15 protein-coding genes are annotated in these 19322 nt (G+C 69.8%); 9 read left to right on the plus strand and 6 right to left on the minus strand.

Annotation, left to right across the window (positions count from 1 at the left end):
- Positions 1 to 18: 18 nt before the first annotated feature.
- Positions 19 to 1953, minus strand: coding sequence for a glycogen debranching N-terminal domain-containing protein (locus tag ACFYO0_RS07300; RefSeq protein WP_388671988.1), 1935 nt, complete (start codon positions 1951 to 1953; stop codon positions 19 to 21).
- Positions 1950 to 3539 carry a trehalase family glycosidase gene (locus ACFYO0_RS07305; RefSeq protein WP_388671991.1) on the minus strand — a complete coding sequence of 530 codons (1590 nt, stop codon included), beginning with the start codon at positions 3537 to 3539 and terminating at the stop codon, positions 1950 to 1952. The genes ACFYO0_RS07300 and ACFYO0_RS07305 overlap by 4 nt, the downstream gene beginning before the upstream one ends.
- Before the next feature lie 147 nt (positions 3540 to 3686).
- Between ACFYO0_RS07305 and ACFYO0_RS07310 the strand changes: the two genes are divergently transcribed.
- Both ACFYO0_RS07310 and ppdK read left to right on the plus strand, forming a co-directional pair.
- Positions 3687 to 4904: an ROK family protein gene (locus tag ACFYO0_RS07310; RefSeq protein WP_388671994.1), complete on the plus strand. Its 1218-nt coding sequence runs from the start codon at positions 3687 to 3689 to the stop codon at positions 4902 to 4904.
- 459 nt (positions 4905 to 5363) lie between these two features.
- Positions 5364 to 8114: a pyruvate, phosphate dikinase gene (gene ppdK / locus ACFYO0_RS07315; protein WP_388671997.1), complete on the plus strand. Its 2751-nt coding sequence runs from the start codon at positions 5364 to 5366 to the stop codon at positions 8112 to 8114.
- 172 nt (positions 8115 to 8286) lie between these two features.
- On the opposite strand, the gene ACFYO0_RS07320 is transcribed toward ppdK, so the two are convergent.
- Both ACFYO0_RS07320 and ACFYO0_RS07325 read right to left on the minus strand, forming a co-directional pair.
- Entirely contained in the window at positions 8287 to 10560 is a 2274-nt protein-coding gene (locus ACFYO0_RS07320; protein WP_388672754.1) for a SulP family inorganic anion transporter, read from the minus strand.
- 68 nt (positions 10561 to 10628) lie between these two features.
- Entirely contained in the window at positions 10629 to 11243 is a 615-nt protein-coding gene (locus ACFYO0_RS07325) for a carbonic anhydrase (protein WP_388672001.1), read from the minus strand.
- Between the two features lie 292 nt (positions 11244 to 11535).
- On the opposite strand from ACFYO0_RS07325, the gene ACFYO0_RS07330 reads away from it, so the two are divergent.
- The 4 genes from ACFYO0_RS07330 to ACFYO0_RS07345 all read left to right on the plus strand — a co-directional run bounded on the left by ACFYO0_RS07330 (position 11536) and on the right by ACFYO0_RS07345 (position 15020).
- Entirely contained in the window at positions 11536 to 12468 is a 933-nt protein-coding gene (locus tag ACFYO0_RS07330) for a winged helix-turn-helix domain-containing protein (RefSeq protein ID WP_388672004.1), read from the plus strand.
- Positions 12465 to 13979: a sensor histidine kinase gene (locus ACFYO0_RS07335; protein ID WP_388672007.1), complete on the plus strand. Its 1515-nt coding sequence runs from the start codon at positions 12465 to 12467 to the stop codon at positions 13977 to 13979. Before ACFYO0_RS07330 ends, ACFYO0_RS07335 begins: the two co-directional genes overlap by 4 nt.
- 48 nt (positions 13980 to 14027) lie before the next feature.
- A complete protein-coding gene (locus tag ACFYO0_RS07340) occupies positions 14028 to 14363 on the plus strand; it encodes a hypothetical protein (RefSeq protein ID WP_388672010.1) in 336 nt (111 codons plus the stop codon).
- A gap of 219 nt (positions 14364 to 14582) precedes the next feature.
- A complete protein-coding gene (locus ACFYO0_RS07345; RefSeq protein WP_388672013.1) occupies positions 14583 to 15020 on the plus strand; it encodes an LAETG motif-containing sortase-dependent surface protein in 438 nt (145 codons plus the stop codon).
- Positions 15021 to 15322: 302 nt separating this feature from the next.
- Here ACFYO0_RS07345 and ACFYO0_RS07350 read toward each other — a convergent pair whose 3' ends face one another.
- Positions 15323 to 16063 carry an SDR family NAD(P)-dependent oxidoreductase gene (locus ACFYO0_RS07350; RefSeq protein ID WP_388672016.1) on the minus strand — a complete coding sequence of 247 codons (741 nt, stop codon included), beginning with the start codon at positions 16061 to 16063 and terminating at the stop codon, positions 15323 to 15325.
- Positions 16064 to 16244: 181 nt separating this feature from the next.
- Positions 16245 to 16841: a TetR/AcrR family transcriptional regulator gene (locus ACFYO0_RS07355; RefSeq protein WP_388672019.1), complete on the minus strand. Its 597-nt coding sequence runs from the start codon at positions 16839 to 16841 to the stop codon at positions 16245 to 16247.
- A 97-nt stretch (positions 16842 to 16938) separates the two neighbouring features.
- Here ACFYO0_RS07355 and ACFYO0_RS07360 point away from each other — a divergent pair, with 97 nt between their 5' ends.
- From ACFYO0_RS07360 to ACFYO0_RS07370, 3 genes are all read left to right on the plus strand, one after another.
- Positions 16939 to 17364 (plus strand): nuclear transport factor 2 family protein, encoded by a 426-nt coding sequence (locus tag ACFYO0_RS07360; RefSeq protein ID WP_388672022.1) that lies wholly within the window; start codon positions 16939 to 16941, stop codon positions 17362 to 17364.
- The gene (locus tag ACFYO0_RS07365) at positions 17361 to 18215 is read left to right on the plus strand and encodes an NAD(P)H-binding protein (protein ID WP_388672025.1); all 855 of its coding nucleotides are present in this window, start codon (positions 17361 to 17363) and stop codon (positions 18213 to 18215) included. The genes ACFYO0_RS07360 and ACFYO0_RS07365 overlap by 4 nt, the downstream gene beginning before the upstream one ends.
- Positions 18216 to 18384: 169 nt before the next feature.
- Positions 18385 to 19311, plus strand: a complete 927-nt coding sequence (locus ACFYO0_RS07370; protein ID WP_388672028.1) for an oxidoreductase — start codon at positions 18385 to 18387, stop codon at positions 19309 to 19311.
- Positions 19312 to 19322: the final 11 nt, after the last annotated feature.

Raw genomic sequence — 19322 nt, forward strand, 5'->3', positions numbered from 1 at the left:
ACATATGGCCCCGAGCTCTCAAGCGCCCCCAACAGCCGTCAGCAACGCCAATGGAGCCGCCGCCGACCGGGATTCCCGCACGCACGCATGCGGATAGGGCACCGGCTCCCCGTGACTGTCGCGGCTGTAGCCCGCAAGGACCTCCGGCAGACGATGACCCGCGGCCGTCGCCGCGTCCACCAGCGCATGCGCGACCGTCCGGGCCTCGTCATGGAGCCCGTACCGCGCCAACCCCAACGCGATCAACGCGTTGTCATGCGGCCACACAGACCCCCGGTGATACGACAGCGGATGGTACGCAGCCTGGCCGGAGGCCACCGTCCGTACGCCCCACCCGGAGAAGAAGTCCGGCTCCAGCAACCGCCGCCCCACCAACTCCCCGTACTCCTTGTCCAACAGCCCCGACCACAGCAGATGCCCGGCGTCGGAGGCGAGTGCGTCCACCTGGTTGCCGTCACCGTCCAACGCCAGTGCGGGAAAGGCGCGTTCAGGCATCCAGAAGTCCCGCTGGAAGCGATCACGGAGGTCGCCCGCCGCCTGCTCCAGCAACGCCGCGTACACCTCGTCCTGCCACACCGTGCGCGACAGATGCGCGGTACGGCGCAGGGCGTCGTACGCGTACCCCTGCGCACCCGCAGCCATCACCGGCCCGGTGGCGCGGCTGCCGTCGGCGGAGCAGATGGCGCCGGGGGAGTCCTTCCAGTTCTGGTTGGCGAGACCGCCCTCGTCGGCGCGGTAGACGAGGTAGCCGCGCGAGGTGAGTCCGCCGTGGTCCAGCATCCAGCCGATCGCCGCGCGGGCGTGCGGCTCGAGGCGACGGGCCGTGGCGACATCGCCGGTCTGCTCGACGTACGCGCCGAGCAGCACCAGGAACAGCGGCGTGGCGTCGACCGAGCCGTAGTAACGCCCGTACGGCACCTGTCCGAAGTGCGCCAGCTCCCCGTGCCGTACCTCGTGCACGATCTTGCCCGGCTGGGCCACCGCCCCGGTGCCGGTCGCGGTCGCCTGCGCGGCGGCGAGCGCGGGCAGGGTGGCGGCGGCGAGCTGGGGGCGGTAAGGGAGCGCGAAGAGGGAGGTGAGGAGCGCGTCCCGGCCGAGCAGCGTCAGGAACCAGGGGACTCCGGCCGCCGGGACGCGAAGTTCCTCTCCGTCGGGTCCCGTTGCCGGAACCTGGAGGACGGCCAGGTCGGCGAGGCCCCGCGCGCAGGCCGCGGCCAGCTCCGGCCAGCCCGTCGGGAAGGGCACACCCTCGGTGAACTCGGCCTCCAGCGCGCGAAGTTGCTCGTTCGCGACGGACGGGGAGGCCGGCACCTCCGGGTGCGGTGTGCCGTGCGGGCGGGCCGCGACCCGGAGGGCCAGCTCTGCGGAACCGTGCGGTTCCAGGTCGAGGGCCCAGACCAGGCGACGGGCGCCCGTCCCCGTCTCCTCGACGCCTTCCGGCGCGGGCTCGGCGGTGACCGTCGTCGAAGAACGCCACTCACCGCGCCGGTAGCTGAACTCCACGCCGTCGTCCAGGATTTCGCGGGAGCGGACGGCGCCGATCTTGGCGTACGTACGGTGGTCGGAGCGCAGCTCGAACTGGTCCGAGAAGTCGGCGTCCGCGGTGACCGCGATCCGGACCGTCGTCGGCACCGGGCGGTTGCTGGTGACGCGCAGCGCCTCGACGAACGCGCCGTCGGCGACGGCCTGTTCACGGAAGAGCGTGTACGCGGGCGGCTCCTGGCGGCCACCGCGCGGTACGAGAACGCAGCGCGCCGCGTCGCCGTCCGCGACCGGAGACAGCAACTCGGGCACCGCGCCGTCGACGGTGAGCTGCCAGCGGCTCAGATGCCGGGCGTCTCGTACGAACAGCCCGTCCGGGGAGCCGCTGCCGCGCACTCCGCTGATGTCCCCACCGTCGCCCACGGCCGCGAAAGTCCCACCGTGCACAAGCAGATGCTGCCGGTCCGTCATACCTGGTTCCCTCCCTTGGCACCCTTGCCGATCTCTTCGCTTGCGCGCACCGCGCCCTGTGCCGTGTTGTATGCCGGGCCGGGCGGCTCGTGCTGGTGGTCGTGGTCGTGGTCGTGCAGCAGGTCGAGCGTCAGCGCGGCGGTCCAGCTGAAGCCGGGCGCTCCGCAGGCCTCGCCGGTGTACGGGGTCACGTACTCCGCGAATCCGGACGCGCCCGCCGTGCCGAGCAGCGCGCTCCGCAGGCCGTCCGCGAGGGCCTGCTCCCCGTGCAGCCTGAGGCCCCGCTCCAGCATCCAGTTGGTGTTGAACCAGGCCGGGCCCCGCCAGTACCGGTGCGGATCGAAGGCCTCGCCCGTCAGGTCGTAACTCGGTACGAGCCGGGTTGCGCCGCCGAGCCCGAAGTGCGGACCGCGCATCGTCTGTACGAGGCTGTCGGCGATGTCATGGGGCAGGGCGGGCAGGAGCAGTGGGACGAGTCCGGCCACGCCGCGCTCGGGGATGAGCTCCCCGGTCAGTACGTCCCGGCAGAAGAACATCCCCTGCGCCGGGTCCCACAGCCGATCCACCAGCGCCGCCGTCAGCCGCTCCGCTCGCGCGCGGCGGGCCGTGGCCGTGGCGCCCAGCTCGCGGGCGATCCGGGCCAGCGCGTACTCGGAGGCGATCAGGAGCGCGTTGAACGCCGGGTCCTCGACCGCGAAGTGGCCCGCCCGTCTCCCACCACCACCCTCAAACGAGGCCCTGCGGGCCGCCCCTTGTTCTGCCCCATCGGCATATCCACGGTCCCGGTAGTCGCTCGCCAGCGCCACATACCGCCCGTAGTCCAGGTCCGTAGGCCGGTCCGAGGCGGCCCCGTGGTCCAGGTCGGCGCGGCGGAAGGTGCGGGGCGGGGCAGGCGTGACGCGGCTGAGCGGGGCGTCCCAGGCCGGGGCGTTGTCCATGCCCTGTTCCCACGGGTGGACCACGGAGGCCAGGCCCCCGCCGCCCAGGTCCCGGCGGTGCAGCAGATAGCGGTGCCAGGCCGCGAGCTGCGGATAGAGGCGGGAAAGGAAGCCGCGGGCCCGTGACAGGCCCGGGTCGGCAACATGCACCAGCCAGGCGGCGAGCGCGTGCACCGGTGGCTGCACGATGCCCGACGTCTGTACGGTGCGCGGGGCGCCCGCGGCGCGTCCCGCGGTGGAGGAGCGCCAGAAGTCGGGGCTCGGGAAGTACGCATCCAGCGGGACGGAGGGGTTGAAGACGATGTGCGGAATCCGGCCGTCGCCCCACTGCGCGTCCAGTAGCGTCTCCAGCTCGACCTGTGCCCTGAGCGGCGACAGATGGCGCAGCCCGATCGCGATGAACGCCGAGTCCCAGGACCACTGGTGGGGATACAGGCCGCGCGAGGGCACCGTTGACGTGCCCGTCCAGTTGCCGTGCAGCACCCGGGCGGCCCTCAGGTGCAGCGAGCGCGCGGCGAGGCCCGGATCGTATACGGCCGTCCCGGAATGGCCGATCTCACCGTGGCCGGAAAATGAGGGTGAGGCCGAGGTGCGTACGGGATCCGGGGGTCCGGTGCGGCGGGCTGTGAGCTGGGTCGAGCGGTCCACTCGGGTCTCCACGAAGACGTATGTCCGGGCCGGTTGGGTTGGTGCTGCCGTAGGGTTACGTCTATTTAACACGCAAAACTCAATATGTAATGCAGAGTTGAGGAACGCAAGAGGGTGTGCATGACCGGGAACACCGGGAGGACCGGTATGGCAGGACGGGCCGGCAGGGCGGGCAGCCAAGCGAGCGCCGGCGAGCTGCTGGCGCTGGTGCGCAGCGGGCGGGCCACCACGCGCGGTGCCTTGCAGCAGGTCACGGGCCTGTCCCGGGCCACGGTGGGCCAGCGCCTCGACCGGCTCTTCAGGGCGGGCTGGCTGCGCGAGGGTGCCGCGGGCCCGGTGGACTCGCCGCTCGGTGGCCGTCCTTCGGTCCGACTTGAGTTCGACGACTCACATGCCGTCGTCCTCGCTGCCGACCTCGACACCCGGCATGCGCGTGCCGCGGTCCTCTCGCTCACCGGCGAGCTGCTGGCCGAGCACACGGGGTCGCTGCTCATCGAGGACGGCCCGGACGTGGTGCTCGGCGAACTCGGCCGCTGGTTCGGCGAGCTGCTGGAGAAGGCGGGGCACCGGGCGCGGGAGGTGTGCGGGATCGGGCTCTCCGTGCCGGGGCCGGTCGACAGCGACACCGGCCGCGTCGTCCAGCCGCCGATCATGCCCGGCTGGGACGGCTACGACATAAGGACCCGACTGGCCCGCTCCTTCGCCGAGCACACGGGCGCCGAATCCGTCCCCGTGCTGGTGGACAACGACGCCAACCTCATGGCGTACGGCGAACAGCGCACCGCCTACCCGGACTGCTCGGCCTTCGTCCTGATCAAGGTCTCCACCGGCATCGGCGCGGGCGTCGTCGTCGGCGGCGCGATCTACCGGGGCATCGACGGAGGCGCCGGGGACATCGGGCACATACGGGTCCCGGAGGGCGCCGACGCCTTGTGCAAGTGCGGTTCGTACGGCTGTCTCGCCGCCGTCGCCAGTGGCGGCGCCGTGGCGCGGCGGCTCGGGGAGACCGGGGTGCCGGCTTCCTCCGGCTCAGATGTGCGGGATCTGCTGACGGCCGGGCACCCGGGGGCGGCGGCGCTCGCGCGGGACGCCGGGCGGCTGGTCGGTGACGTACTGGCGACCGTGGTGACGCTGCTCAACCCCGGGGTGCTGATGATCGCCGGGGATCTGGCCGGAACTCCGTTCCTCACGGGCATACGCGAGCTGCTCTACCAGCGCGCCCTGCCCCGCTCCACTGCCCACCTGGACGTGGTCACCTCACGGCTCGGGGAACGGGCGGGCCTGGTGGGGGCAGGGCTGCTGGTGGTGGAGCACCTGTACGCGCCGGAGCGGGCCGAGGAGCGACTGCTGGCGATGGGCGTGTGAGTTGCCGGGGTGCGGGTCGGCGCGGGTGGCCGTATGGGTCGGATCGGTGTGTGACATCGGGGTTACGGTCCGCGTACGCGTCCGCATGGTGAAATCTGGCCGCTCTCATCGGCGTGATTCTTGCCACCCTTGATAAGGGTTGCGCTCAGATGAGCGGATCTTGAGCAATTGCACTTCTCCAAGGGGTGGCACTCAGTGCCACCCTTTGATCGTTCACGACTCGAACTCATACGTTTGGAGTGCCGCTCATGTGAGCGCATTGACGGGTCTACGGGCGTTGACTCGTTCGGGAAGTGAAAACAACAACTTCCGACTCATTGCCAGGTCTTGACTTGCGATCTGTTGGCGGACGAGCGGTTACGGCCGCATGACGCGCAAGTGGACGTACCGAGGTACCTTCGATCTGGGTATGTTCCTCGCCGTCAGGGCAGCCAGCGCGTCCTCGAGGAGTCGAGATCCGTGTCGGAAAACAAAGATCCCCACGTAACTGGTAGCGGCGACAGTGTTGTCGGCGGAGCGAAGTTTGTTTACGACTTCACCGAGGGCAACAAGGACCTCAAGGACCTCCTCGGTGGCAAAGGTGCGAACCTCGCCGAGATGACCAACCTGGGGCTCCCCGTCCCGCCGGGCTTCACGATCACAACCGAGGCGTGCAAGACGTACCTCGAAAGTGGTGCGGAGCCCGCGGCACTGCGTGACGAGGTCAGTGCGCACCTCGACGCCCTCGAAGAGCAGATGGGCAAGAAGCTCGGGCAGGCCGATAACCCCCTGCTGGTATCGGTCCGTTCAGGGGCGAAGTTCTCCATGCCGGGCATGATGGACACCGTCCTGAACATCGGGCTCTCCGACAAGTCGGTCCAGGGCCTGGCCAAGCAGGCCGGTGACGAGCGCTTCGCCTGGGACTCGTACCGCCGGCTCATCCAGATGTTCGGCAAGACCGTCCTCGGCGTCGACGGCGAACTCTTCGAGGACGCGCTGGACTCGGCGAAGGCGGCCAAGAAGGTCACGGTCGACACCGAGCTGGAAGCGGCCGACCTGAAGAAGCTCGTCACCAAGTTCAAGAAGATCGTCAAGACGGAGGCCGGGCGCGACTTTCCGCAGGACCCGCGCGAGCAGATGGACCTCGCCATCCACGCGGTCTTCGACTCGTGGAACACCGACCGCGCGAAGCTCTACCGCCGCCAGGAACGCATCCCGCACGACCTCGGTACGGCCGTCAACGTCTGCTCGATGGTCTTCGGCAACCTCGGCCCGGACTCGGGTACGGGCGTGGCCTTCACCCGCGACCCCGCCAGCGGCCACCAGGGCGTGTACGGCGACTACCTGCAGAACGCGCAGGGCGAGGACGTGGTGGCCGGCATCCGCAACACGGTCCCGCTCGCCGATCTGGAGAAGATCGACAAGAAGTCGTACGACCAGCTGATGCAGATCATGGAGACCCTGGAGAACCACTACAAGGATCTCTGCGACATCGAATTCACCATCGAGCGCGGCCAGTTGTGGATGCTCCAGACGCGTGTCGGCAAGCGGACGGCGGGCGCGGCCTTCCGCATCGCGACCCAGCTGGTGGACCAGGGACTGATCGACGAGGCCGAGGCGCTGCAGCGTGTGACGGGTGCCCAGTTGGCGCAGCTGATGTTCCCGCGCTTCGACGAGGACACGAAGGTCGAGACGGTCGGTCGGGGCATCGCGGCGTCGCCGGGTGCGGCGGTCGGCAAGGCGGTCTTCGACTCGTACACGGCGGTGAAGTGGTCGCGTTCGGGCGAGAAGGTGATCCTGGTCCGCCGCGAGACGAACCCGGACGACCTGGACGGCATGATCGCGGCGGAGGGCATCCTGACCTCGCGCGGCGGCAAGACCTCGCATGCGGCAGTCGTGGCGCGCGGCATGGGCAAGACCTGTGTGTGCGGTGCCGAGGAGCTGGAGGTCGACACCAAGCGGCGCCGGATGACGGTGCCGGGCGGGAGTGTGGTGGAGGAGGGCGACCTCATCTCCATCGACGGGTCGAGCGGCAAGGTGTACCTCGGTGAGGTGCCCGTGGTCCCGTCCCCGGTCGTGGAGTACTTCGAGGGCCGGATGCACGCCGGCGCCCAGGACGCCGACGAACTGGTCGAGGCCGTACACCGGATCATGGCGTTCGCCGACCGCAAGCGTCGCCTGCGGGTGCGCGCCAACGCGGACAACGCCGAGGACGCGCTGCGCGCCCGTCGTTTCGGAGCGCAGGGCATCGGCCTGTGCCGCACGGAGCACATGTTCCTCGGTGACCGTCGTGAGCTGGTCGAGCGCCTCATCCTGGCCGACACGGAGGCCGAGCGCGAGGAGTCGCTGAAGGAGCTGCTCCCGCTCCAGAAGCAGGACTTCATGGAGCTGTTCTCGGCGATGGACGGCCTGCCGGTGACGATCCGTCTCCTCGACCCGCCGCTGCACGAGTTCCTGCCCGACATCACAGAGCTCTCGGTCCGGGTCGCCCTGGCCGAGTCCCGCCAGGAGCCCCACGAGAACGAACTCCGCCTCCTCCAGGCGGTGCACCGCCTGCACGAGCAGAACCCGATGCTGGGTCTGCGCGGCGTGCGCCTCGGCCTGGTCATCCCCGGCCTGTTCACCATGCAGGTACGGGCGATCGCCGAGGCCGCGGCGGAGCGGAAGTCGGCGAAGGGCGACCCGCGGGCCGAGATCATGATCCCGCTGGTCGGCACGGTCCAGGAGCTGGAGATCGTCCGTGAGGAGGCCGACCAGGTCGTCGCGGAGGTCGAGGCGGCGACGGGCACGGAACTGAAGCTGGCGATCGGCACGATGATCGAACTGCCGCGGGCCGCGCTGACGGCTGGCCAGATCGCGGAGGCGGCGGAGTTCTTCAGCTTCGGCACGAACGACCTGACCCAGACGGTGTGGGGCTTCAGCCGCGACGACGTGGAGGCCTCGTTCTTCACGGCGTACCTGGAGAAGGGCATCTTCGGCGTCTCCCCGTTCGAGACGATCGACAAGGACGGCGTGGGCTCCCTGGTGAAGCTCGCCGCCGAGGCCGGCCGCGCCACCCGCCCCGATCTGAAACTCGGCGTGTGCGGTGAGCACGGCGGCGACCCGGAGTCGGTCCACTTCTTCCACGAGGTGGGTCTCGACTACGTATCCTGCTCGCCGTTCCGGATCCCCGTGGCCCGCCTGGAGGCCGGCCGCGCGGCATCCTCGTCGAAGGGCAGCGACCACCGCTGATCCTGTCCCGGACTCCGGAGCCGTCGTCGGTCACCCCGACCCTCACCGACGCGATGGCGGCTCCGGTGCGCGAAAGGGAAGGGGCGGCGCCTGTGCGGAGGCGCCGCCCCTTTCGCTTGCGAGGACCAGGGCCAAAGGACCGGCCGGGAGCAGGAATCGACCGTCTCCTGCCTCAGGCCCGGTCGCTCGTCGACCGGCCGCGCCGGAACAGGGGCATGACGGGCGGCGGGGATGTGCCCGGCATGGGCTCCGTGTCCAGGTAGAACCACTCGGCCGTCGGGCCGGGGACGGGAGCCGGATCGGCAGAACGGTCGGCGGTGGCCCGGTCATGGGGCGGATCCCTGTGCGGGTCGGACTCCGGGACGTGGGCCGTGGTCCAGGAGCGATCGGTGTTCCATGACGCGTCGGTGTCCCAGGCCTGGTCGGGGTCCCAAGTCGCGGTCCCGCTGTCCGGAGCCGGACTCATTCCCCGGTCGGGGGTGGCGGTGGCGTCCCAAGCCGAGCCCGTGGACGCGCCCGTTTCCCAAGCGGAGCCGATGGAAGAGTCCGGATCCCACGCCCGGTTCGCTCCCCCGTCGAGCGCGGCATCCTGGCCTGCCCGGCCTACGGGCGCAGTCGCCTCCCACGCCTGGTTCATATCCTTCTCCCAGGTCGGGCTTGGCGCCCCGGTCGGGGCCGAGGTCTCTTCCCACCGCCGGTCCGCCGTCCCGCCGAAGGCAGGCGCGGCAGCAGGGACCGAAGCCAGAACCCGCTCCCTTTCCGACTCCGGCCCCGGCGCGGATGCCGAGGGCGATGCCCCAGCGGCCGACGCCACGTCCGGCTCCGGCGACGGCGGCACCTTCGCCGCCGCCCCCGTCACCGCAGGCCCCGGCATGAGCAGCTCCACACGCAATCCCGCACCCCGCTGCTGAGCGACGAACTCGTCGATCTGGCTGCGGCAGGCGTGGTCCAGGTGGGTCACGCCCGTGAGGTCGAGGCGGATGCGGGGCTTTCCGGAGGCCGCGGCGGACTCGAGGGCGTCGATCAGGCGCGGCAGGCGCAGGAACGTGGCGTTGCCCGCCATGACGACCTTCGCCGTGTCGTTGTCGATGTGCTGCCGGACGACCGTCTGGGACATCCGCAGCGCCGCCAGGATCACACCGGCCGCGAGGCCGATCAGTACGCCCTCCAGCAGCGCCGTGGCGACGATGACCAGCGTCGTGGTGGTCATCACCGCGAACTCGCCCCGGTCCTGCCGCCACATCTTCGGAAACTCCTCGGGCGCGAACAGCTTCCACCCGCTGTGGACGAGGACACCCGCGAGCACCGAGATCGGGATCAGCGCGAGCACCTGCGGCAGCAGCAGCGCGAAGGCGAGCAGCCACAAGCCGTGCAGCGTACGGGAGAGCCGGGTTTTGGCCCCGGCCTGCACATTGGCCGAGCTACGGGCCACGACCGCCGTGATGGGCAGCGCTCCGAGGACACCGGCCACCGTGTTCCCGGCGCCCTGGGCGATGAGTTCGGTGTTGTAGCGGGTGCGCGGGCCGTTGTGCATCCGGTCCACGGCCGCCGCGGTGAACAGGCTCTCCGCCGAGGCGATGACCGTGAACGTGAGGATCGCGGTGATGATCCCGGCGTTGGCCAGGCCCGCGAACTGCTCCGGCCCCGGCACCTGGACGGAAGCCAGCAGGTTGCCCACCTGGAGCGTCTTCACGTTCACGCCCGGCAGTGAGGCCACCCCGATACCGATGCCCACGGCCACGAGCGCCGCCGGGACCTTCTTCACCGGTCCCGGCATCTTCTTCCACACGAAGCTGAGCACGATCGTCACGATGCCGAGCAGCGCCGCGATCACCGCCTGCGGGTTCGCCAGGGTGTCCACGACCAGCCCGGGAACACCGACGATGTTCTCGATCGGCATGCCGGGGGCCTTGGCGTCGGCCATCGGGTAGGCCTGGCTGAACATCAGAGGCAGTCCGATCCCGGCCAGCATCCCCTGCACGACCGCCAGCGAGATCGCCTGGAACATACGGCCCAGCCGGACCATCCCCAGCACGATCTGCAGGATGCCGGAGAAGAGAACGATCACGCCGAGCATGGCGACGCCGAACTCCATCACCGTCTCCGCGACCAGCGCCGCGAGCCCCGCGGCCGGTCCGCTGACCTGGAGCGTGCTGCCCCGGGCCGCCCCGACCACCAGTCCGCCGATGACGCCGGAGATGATCCCCAGCTCGGGGGGCACACCGGACGCCACGGCCACCCCGATGCACAGCGGCAACGCGACGAGGAACACGACGAGCGAGGCGGTGATCTCGGTGGCGAAGTCCACGCCACCGCCACCGCCACCGCCACCGCCTGAGTCGCGTCCCTTGCGCAAGCTCGGGGACGTCGGAGGACCGGCAGACCCCTCCTCGGTACTTCGGGCCCCCGGAGGGTTCTGAGGGCTCTGACTGCTCGTGGTCTCCATGGTGAGCGTCGACGAAGCCGCCGACGATCCCGTACCGCGTCCGCGCGCCCGCCGCGCATGCTGCCCGCTCATGACGCGTGCACCCGGAACAGGCCGTCCTCTTCCAGTTCATGGACCTGGCCGGTGTCGATCTCGTAGTACCAGCCGTGCAGCCGAAGCCGCCCGGAGTCCAGGAGTTGACGGGCCGTCGGGTACTCACGCAGCGCGGCCAGCTGGTTGCGCACGTTCATCTGGACGACCTCCCGCAGAGCCGGGTCCTCGGGCTCGACGGCGTCCCCGAGCAGCGAGGTGAGCCCCGGCCGGGCGAGGTCGAGCCAGGCGTCCACCCGCGGCAGCCCGGACAGATCCGCGCCGTGCTTCAGCGCCCCCATGGCGCCGCAGTGGGAATGGCCACACACCACGACGTCCTGAACGCCGAGCACCTCCAGTGCGTACTCGATGGTGGCGGCCTCGCCGGAGGCCGCTCCGTGCTCATCGTGCGGCGGCACGATATTGCCCGCATTGCGCAGCTCGAATATCTCGCCGGGCCTTGCGCCCGTGATCAGAGCGGGTATCACCCGCGAGTCCGAGCAGGTGATGAACAGTGCTTCCGGGAATTGCCCCTCGGCCAGCTTCCGGTATTCACCGCTCTCGAAGTCGACCCGACGTTTGAACGACCGGGCGCGATCCAGCAATGCCTTCATATTGCCTCCTGAAACCTGTTCTGACCTGGCCTTATGAACCGTAGGACAGGCCTGGCCAGAGAAAGGTTAAGGGGACACTAAGGCGACACCAGGTTTGCCACATATTTCATCCAGGCGCCCCATCGAAGCCGCCGGAACCAGTCGAATCGGACAGATACAAGCGCTTACTGAGCGCCTTTTCACAAACCCCGCATTCATGGGACACGTGCATGAGACCTCTTGTAGCGTGGCGACCTCACAGCACGGGATTCGTGTTGTCCGGGTTTCATGTTTCATGGAGAGAACAGGACGCATGGGCGTACGAGTGCTGCTCATCGAGGACGACGAGACGATCGCCGAACCGCTGACCGAGGGGCTGCGCCACTTCGGGCTGACGGTCAGCCATGTCGCCACCGGCGCAGACGGGCTGAGAGGGCCGCACGGCGATGTCGTCCTGCTTGACCTGGGCCTGCCCGACCTGGACGGCATCGACGTCTGCCGCGGCATCCGCCAGACCTCCGACGTACCCATCATCATCCTCAGCGCGCGCGGCGAGGAGGCCGACCGCGTGCTGGGCCTGGAGCTCGGCGCGGACGACTACCTGGCGAAACCGTTCAGCATCCGCGAACTCGTCGCCCGCATCCGCGCCGTGACGCGACGGCTGCACCGCACGGGGGCGCCGGGCGACGCAACTCCCGCTTCTGGTACGTACGTTGGCCCGGCAGCGGGTACGTACATTTCTGATCCGTACGCCCCCCAGCCGGCGACGTACGATCCGAACGCGTACGAACCTGCCGTCCCCGCCGCGTACGATCCGGGGGCCTACGAACCGCCCAGGTACGAGCAGTCCCCGCCCGAACCCGGCGAGCCGGCGGGCGACGCCCCGCCGCCCGGACCGCTCGTGGTGGACCGGCGGACGCGGCAGGTCTGGGTGGGCGACGGCCCGGTGCCGCTCACGCCCAAGGAGTTCGAGCTGCTGGCGCTGCTCGCCGAGGATCCCGGCGCGGTGTACTCGCGGCAGCAGATCCTCAACCGGGTCTGGGACACGCACTATCAGGGCCCCACCAAGACCCTTGATGTGCATGTCGCCACGCTGCGCCGCAAGCTCGGCGACCCGGCATGGATCCAGACACTGCGCGGGGTGGGGTTCCGGCTCGCCGTACGCACCCCGGGGCAGCGGACCGGCCGGGAGCGCGACGGCCAGGGCGACGCACCGGACACCCCCGAGGAGGCAACGGTGTCATGACCCGCCGTCTGCTGCTGACCTACCTGAGCCTCGCCGCCTTCGTCCTGCTGTGCCTGGAGATCCCGCTGGGGATCGTCTACTCGCGGGCCGAACGGGAGCGGATCGTCAACTCCGCGGTCGACGAGGCCGAGTCGGTGGCCGCGTTCGCCGGCCTTTCCCTCTCGGCGGGGCGGGAGGGTGAGCTCGCCGAGCGGGTCGTCCAGTGTGCCGAACGTATCGGCGGACAGGTGGCCATCGTCGGCGCGGACGGCGAACTGCTGGCCACCTCGCATCCGTTGTCCGACGCGGAGGAACGCGAACTGTCGTCGCGTACAGAAGTGGCCGCCGCACTCGACGGCACCGCCACCAGCGATGTCCGTACGTCCACGATCGGCGGCGTGCACTACCTGTCCGTCGCCGCCCCGGTCCTCGCGTCCGGCGTGCAGGGGGCAGCGGGCGACGAGCGGGCGCAGGGCGCGGTGCGGATCACGCTGCCCACGGACATGGTCGCCGAGCGGGTCGGCCGGGTGTGGCTGTTGCTGGCGTTCACCGGATGCTCGGCCCTGACCGCCGTCGCCGCGCTGGCCTTCGCGTTCGCTCGGTGGGCCGGGCGTCCCATCCGCGAACTCGAGGAGGCCACGCACCAGCTGGCAGACGGCGGCCAGGCGACTGCGGTGGCGGTCACCTCCGGCCCGCCGGAAATACGCAGCCTGGCGGCGGCCTTCAACCGGACCGCCGCCCGCCTCGAACACCTCCTGGCCTCGCAACGCGCCTTCGCCGGCGAGGCCTCGCACCAGCTGAAGACCCCGCTCGCGGCCCTGCGGCTGCGGCTGGAGAACCTGGAGCCGGACACCTCCCAGCGCGCGCGAGGCAGTCTCGCCGCCGCGGTCACCGAGACGGACCGGCTGTCGCGGATGGTCGAGGGGCTGCTGGCGATGGCCCGCCTCGAGGACAGCGCGGCGGCTCCGGGCCCGGTCGACGTGGGCGAGATCTGCGCGGAACGGCACCGGACGTGGGCGCCGTTGTTCGAGCGGCACGGTGTCTCGCTCGTCCTGTTCGCCGGCAGCGTGGGCAAGGTGCTCGCGATCCCGGGAGCGGTGGAGCAGATCCTGGACAACCTGCTCTCCAACGCCCTGCGGGCCTCACCGCCCGGCAGCACCGTGTCGATGGAGCTCCGCCTCTCGGCACCCACCCGCCGGCATCCCCTGCACCATCTCCACCACCTCCGCGACAGCCGCGCGTCGTGGGTCGACCTGCACGTCACGGACGAGGGCCCCGGCATGAGCCCCGAACAGCGAAGCCGAGCCTTCGACCGGTTCTGGCGCGCCCCCGGCGCCCCCAAGGGCGGCACCGGCCTCGGCCTCTCCCTGGTCCAACGCCTCGCCCACGCGAGCGGCGGCGAGGCAACCCTGCACGCCGCGGCCACCGGCGGCCTGGACGCGGTGATCCGCCTTCCGTCCGCGCAGTCGCATGAGCCGCCGGCAGCGAAGCCCGGCCCCCGTCGCCGCGAGGCACCGGCTCTGCCCGCCTGACGTCGTAGCGTGGCGCCCGACGACTCGGAAGCGGAGGTGGAGACGTACATGAGCGAGACCGATCCGCACATCCACGTCGAGGAGAAGGTGGTGCAGGCCGGCGCCGCCTACCGCAACACGATCGCGTCGACGCTTGGCCGCGTGCCCGACGCGCCGAGCGCCGTCACCACCGGTTGCGCACGCCGGGTGCCGTACGCGATGACCTCTCCCCACCCGGAACGCGTCACCTGCCTGGCCTGCCGGGAACACGCCCACCGGGAGCATCTGCGCTTCGCCGACCAGGTCGAACGCCTGAGCCGTATGCCCGGCGCGATCATCACCGGCGACCAGGCGACTGGGGCCGCGCAGTGGCACCGGGACCTGGCGAGAAGGTTCTCCGGCTGATTCCCGGGCTGAGCGCGGCCGTGTTCGGCACACCTCCAGGTTTACAAATCCCTGCCCCATGAGCGGAGAGTTACCTTCCAGTCACGTCACGTTCGCATCACGGGTCCTTCATATCGCCTCCACACCGGCAGCCCCTCAATACGTTGATCACCTCAAATCCGCTCGATCGCCACTTCGTGATCACGCGTACGGATATCCGCACATATCTGGGGGCTCTCCATGAACCTGTTCCGCAGACCTGCCGCCGTTGCCGTCGCAGCCCTGGCGCTGGCCGCCCTGCCGGCCACCGCCGAGGCCCATGACGGCAATCACCCGTTCAAGAACTGCACCGAGGCGTACGAGAACGGGTACTCCAACATCCTCGAGGGCAACGAGCACTACGGCGACCACCTCGACCGCGACAAGGACGGCGTCGGCTGCGACCAGCCGCCCGCGGACTTCGTCCCGGCCGAGGACACAAACACCGGCGACGAGGACGAGAGTGCCGGAGCCGACGAGTCCAACGGCACGGACGACACCGCGGGCGACCAGGGCACCGACCTGGCCGAGACGGGCGGCAGCAGCGCGACCCCCTACCTCGCGGGCGGCGGCGCGGCCGTCCTGCTCGCCGGGGGCGGCGTCCTGCTGGCGGCCCGCAAGCGCCGTACCACGCGCTGACCTGTGGTCGCCTGACAGGATGACGGAATGACCGACGGACTCCGCTGGGTGTTCGAGGCGTATCGCGAGGTGTAGAGCCTCATCTTCTGCGAGGACCTCGCACCGGAAGACGTACTCGTACGACTCGGTGCCTCGCCGGAGTCCGTCCTCTTCCCGCTGAAGGTGGTCGCCCGCCGGAGGACACGCCTGGCCCGCGGCCACCACATGATCTTCAGGAGTGCACACAACCCCCGATGATCAGGCTGAGGCCGTCCCTCTCGCGGGCCGGGCTCTCAGCTTGACTGCGAAATCGAGCTCGCGTGTCAGGCGGTGAAGCCGCCGTCGACATGGATCGAGGCTCCGGTGATGTACGCACCGTCCGCACTGGCCAGATGGGCGACGGTGGCCGCGATCTCGGCCGCTTGCGCGTAGCGCCCAACAGCGGTGAAGCCGGCGATCATCTCGGCGTTCGGCCCGTCGGCGGGGTTGGTGTCCGTGTCGGTGGGGCCGGGATGCACCAGATTGACGGTGACTCCACGCGGGCCGAGCTCTCGGGCCAGGCCCTTCGTCATCCCGGTCAGAGCCGTCTTGCTCATCGAGTACAACGCCAGGCCGGGGAAGACCGCACGCTCGGCGACATTGCTGCCGATGCTGATGATGCGACCGCCCTGGTCCATATGGCGCACTGCCGCCTGAGAGGCTGCGAACGGCGCCCGGACGTTCACCGCCAGAGTGCGATCGATCTCTGCCGACCCCAGGTCTTCAAGTGGGCCGACGAGGAAGATGCCGGCGTTGTTGACGAGGATGTCGAGCCTGCCGAACATCGCGGCGGCCTCGTCCACCGCGGCGGTGAGTGCCTCAGGGACTGCGCTGTCGGCTTGGATGGCAAGGGCCCGGCGCCCTCTGGTCTTGATCTGCTCCACCACCTCGGTGGCGAGTTCCGCGCTGTTCGCATAGGTCAGGACGACGTCGGCGCCTTCTTCGGCCAGTCGTAACGCAACAGCGGCACCGATACCCCTGCTTCCGCCCGTGATCAAGGCCACGTTTCCTTCAAGTCGGTTCATGACACCGAGCATTGCTCGCACCAGCGCCCGGGGCTGGCGGGAATCCGACCTGGCGTTCAACCTCCGGGAAGGCAACACCATCCTGATCACGAAACCACACTGCAGTACCCGCGGACCGCCGTCCATGAGACGCCCGGAGGCCAACCACCGCCGGGCGGGGACGGGCGCGCCGAGATCGCGTTCAGCCCGCCCACGGCGTACGGGAGCCCAGGACTCTGGCGGTGAAGGCCGCCAGGTGAGAACGCATCTGCTCACGAGTCATCCGCTGTTGGCCGACGAGGTGTTCGACGAGGTCGGCGCGGGTGGCAGCAAGCAGAGCATGCGCGGTGAAATTGCTGTCAGTGAGTCCGGGCACCTGCTCCAGTGCGGCCTGGAGCGTGCTGTGCCACCGCTCGTAGTGTTCTGCCGTATAAGGGCTGTCGCCGCCGGTTCCCTCCAGGGCCAGGGCGAGGTGGCGGTTGTCGATCTTGAAGCACAGGACGGCGTCGAGGAGGGCGGGCACGCGCTGGGCCGGCGGGGTGGCCGGCCCCAGAGGTGGTGCCCCCTCTTCGACGGCGAGCCTGATCGGGGCGAGCCGCATCTCGTACAGCGCGTGGATCAGTCCGGTGCGGTCACCGAAGCCGCGGAAGAGCGTTGCCTTGCCGACGCCGGCTGCTGCCGCGATGTCGGCCATGGTGACGGCCTCAGGGCTCCCGCAACGGGCGAAGAGTGTGTCGGCAGCCGCAAGTACGGCCTCCCGGTTGCGAGTTGCGTCCGCGCGTGGTTTGCGTTCGGGCATGCGGTTCCTCCGTTTGCAAAGCGGACCGCGGGTCCGTATCGTCGGGCCCAACATGAAGCGGACCCGCGGTCCGTATCGTACGGGATGGAGCGAACCCATGAGCACGAGCACCGCACCGGTGGACCTGTACCGCCACGGCATGCAACTACTGCTGGACAAGGACATCCCCGCGTGGGTCGACCTGTGGGACGAGAACGGGATCTTCGAGTTCCCCTTCGCGCCGGAAGGCCGGCCGAAGCGGTTGGAGGGCAAGGCGGCCGTCGCCGAGTACATGCGCGACTACCCCGACCACATAGACCTGCATGGCTTCCCCTACGTCGAGATCCACCAGACCCTCACCCCGGAGACCATCGTGGTCGAGATGCGCGGTGTGGGCCGTCTGGTGCACACCGACAGCCCCTTCGACATGTCCTACATCGCCGTTGTCACCGTCAAGAACGGCCTCATCACCCGCTACCGCGACTACTGGAACCCGCTCGCCGTCCAGGACCTGGCCACCAACTTCATCGGGAGCAACTCATGAACGCCTCCCAGGAGTTCACCCTGGTCGTCGGGGCCACCGGCACCACCGGCAGCCGCGTCGCCGCCCGACTGGCCGCCGGAGGCCGGCCTGTCAAGGCTGCCAGCCGACGTGCCATCCCCGTGGACGGGGCCTGTGCCGTGCGGTTCGACTGGGACGACCCAGCGTCCTTCGAATACGCCCTCGAAGGTGTGGACCGGGTCTACCTCGTCCCACCGCCCGGCTCTCCGGACCCGGCAGCTGTCATGCTGCCCTTCCTCCAGCAGGCCCGCACCGCAGGCGTCCACCGTGCTGTCCTGCTCAGCTCGTCGGCGATCCCCGCCGGAGGCCCTGCCGTGGGACAGGTTCACCAGGCCCTGCCCGGCCTGTTCGATCAGTGGGCGGTCCTGCGGCCCTCGTGGTTCATGCAGAACTTCACCGGCAACCACACGCACGCCCGGACCATCAAAGCGGGCGGGGCCATCCAAACGGCAGCCGGTGACGGCCGCGTCGGATTCGTCGACGCCGACGACATCGCCGCCGTCGCCGTGCGCGCACTGACCGGGACGCAGGCCCCCAACACCGACCTGATCATCACCGGGCCACAAGCGCTGAGCTACGGCGACATCGCCGCCATCCTCACCCAGGTCACCGGCCGGACCACCACCCACCGCCGGCTGACCTACGAGCAGATGCGCGACCGCCTGGCCGCCGACATGCCGGCCGAATTCGCCGCGATGCTCGCCGGCATGGACCACGCCATCGCCGAAGGCGCCGAGGACCGCACCACTGACACTGTCCAGCGCCTCACCGGCCGCCCGCCGCGCAGCTTCCGCGCGTTCGCGGAACGGGAGATGCATCGACTCCGGAGCTGACATCCCCACTTCTGGCTCGGGCTCTGCATCTGGGAGGAAGTACTCGCCCCAGCGTGAGCCCTTCGCCACCAACCAGCCCCTGAAGAAAAGCGGAACCCCGGCTAACCTGAAACCGTACGTCCCGTAGGGAGTTGAGAGGGTCCTCAAGGCGCCGTGAAAAGGAGCCGTCATGGCCGGCTGGAGTGTGCAGGACATCCCTGACCAGGGTGGGCGTGTTGCCGTCGTGACCGGTGCCAACAGCGGGCTCGGGCTGGCCACCTCGCGGGAGCTGGCCCGGCGTGGGGCCCACGTGGTGCTCGCCTGCCGTAGCGAGGAGCGGGGTGCCCGCGCTCGTGACCGGATCCAGAGCGAAATCCCTGATGCGCAGGTCGAGTTGAGGGCTCTCGACCTCGGACGCCTCGAATCCGTACGGGAGTTCGCGGCATCCTTCGGTCACGAGCGGCTCGATCTGCTCATCAACAACGCGGGTGTGATGGCCCTGCCCCACGGGCGCACAGCGGACGGCTTCGAGACGCAGTTCGGGGTCAACCACCTCGGGCACTTCGCGCTCACCGGGCTCCTGCTGCCGCTGCTCCTGAAGGCCCCGGGTGCGCGGATCGTCACCGTGTCCAGCACCATGCACTCGATGGCCAACATCGACATCAACGATCTCAACAGCGAGCGCCGCTACAACCGTTGGCTCGCCTACTCCCGCTCCAAGACGGCCAACCTGCTCTTCACGCACGAACTCGCCCGCCGCCTCACTGCCACCGGCGCGGACGTCGTCGCGGCCGCGGCCCACCCCGGCTACGCGGCCACGAACCTGCAGACCAAGGGCCCCAGGATGGAGCGACGCAAGGCCGCCGAACTGTTCATGCGGACCGGCAACCGTTTCTTCGCCCAGTCCGCCGAATCCGGCGCCCTGCCCATCCTGTACGCGGCCACCGCACCCGGCGTCGAACCCGACTCCTTCACTGGCCCCTCGTTCGCCAACTGGCGCGGCTCACCCGCCAAGTCCCGCCGCGCCAAGTGGACGCTCAACGACGCGGCGGGGGAACGGCTCTGGGCGGAATCGGAACGCCTCACAGGAGTGACGTACGACGCCCTCAAGGTCTGACAACAGCCAGG

Source organism: Streptomyces sp. NPDC006365 (assembly GCF_042870755.1).
GTDB classification, from domain to species: domain Bacteria; phylum Actinomycetota; class Actinomycetes; order Streptomycetales; family Streptomycetaceae; genus Streptomyces; species Streptomyces xiangluensis.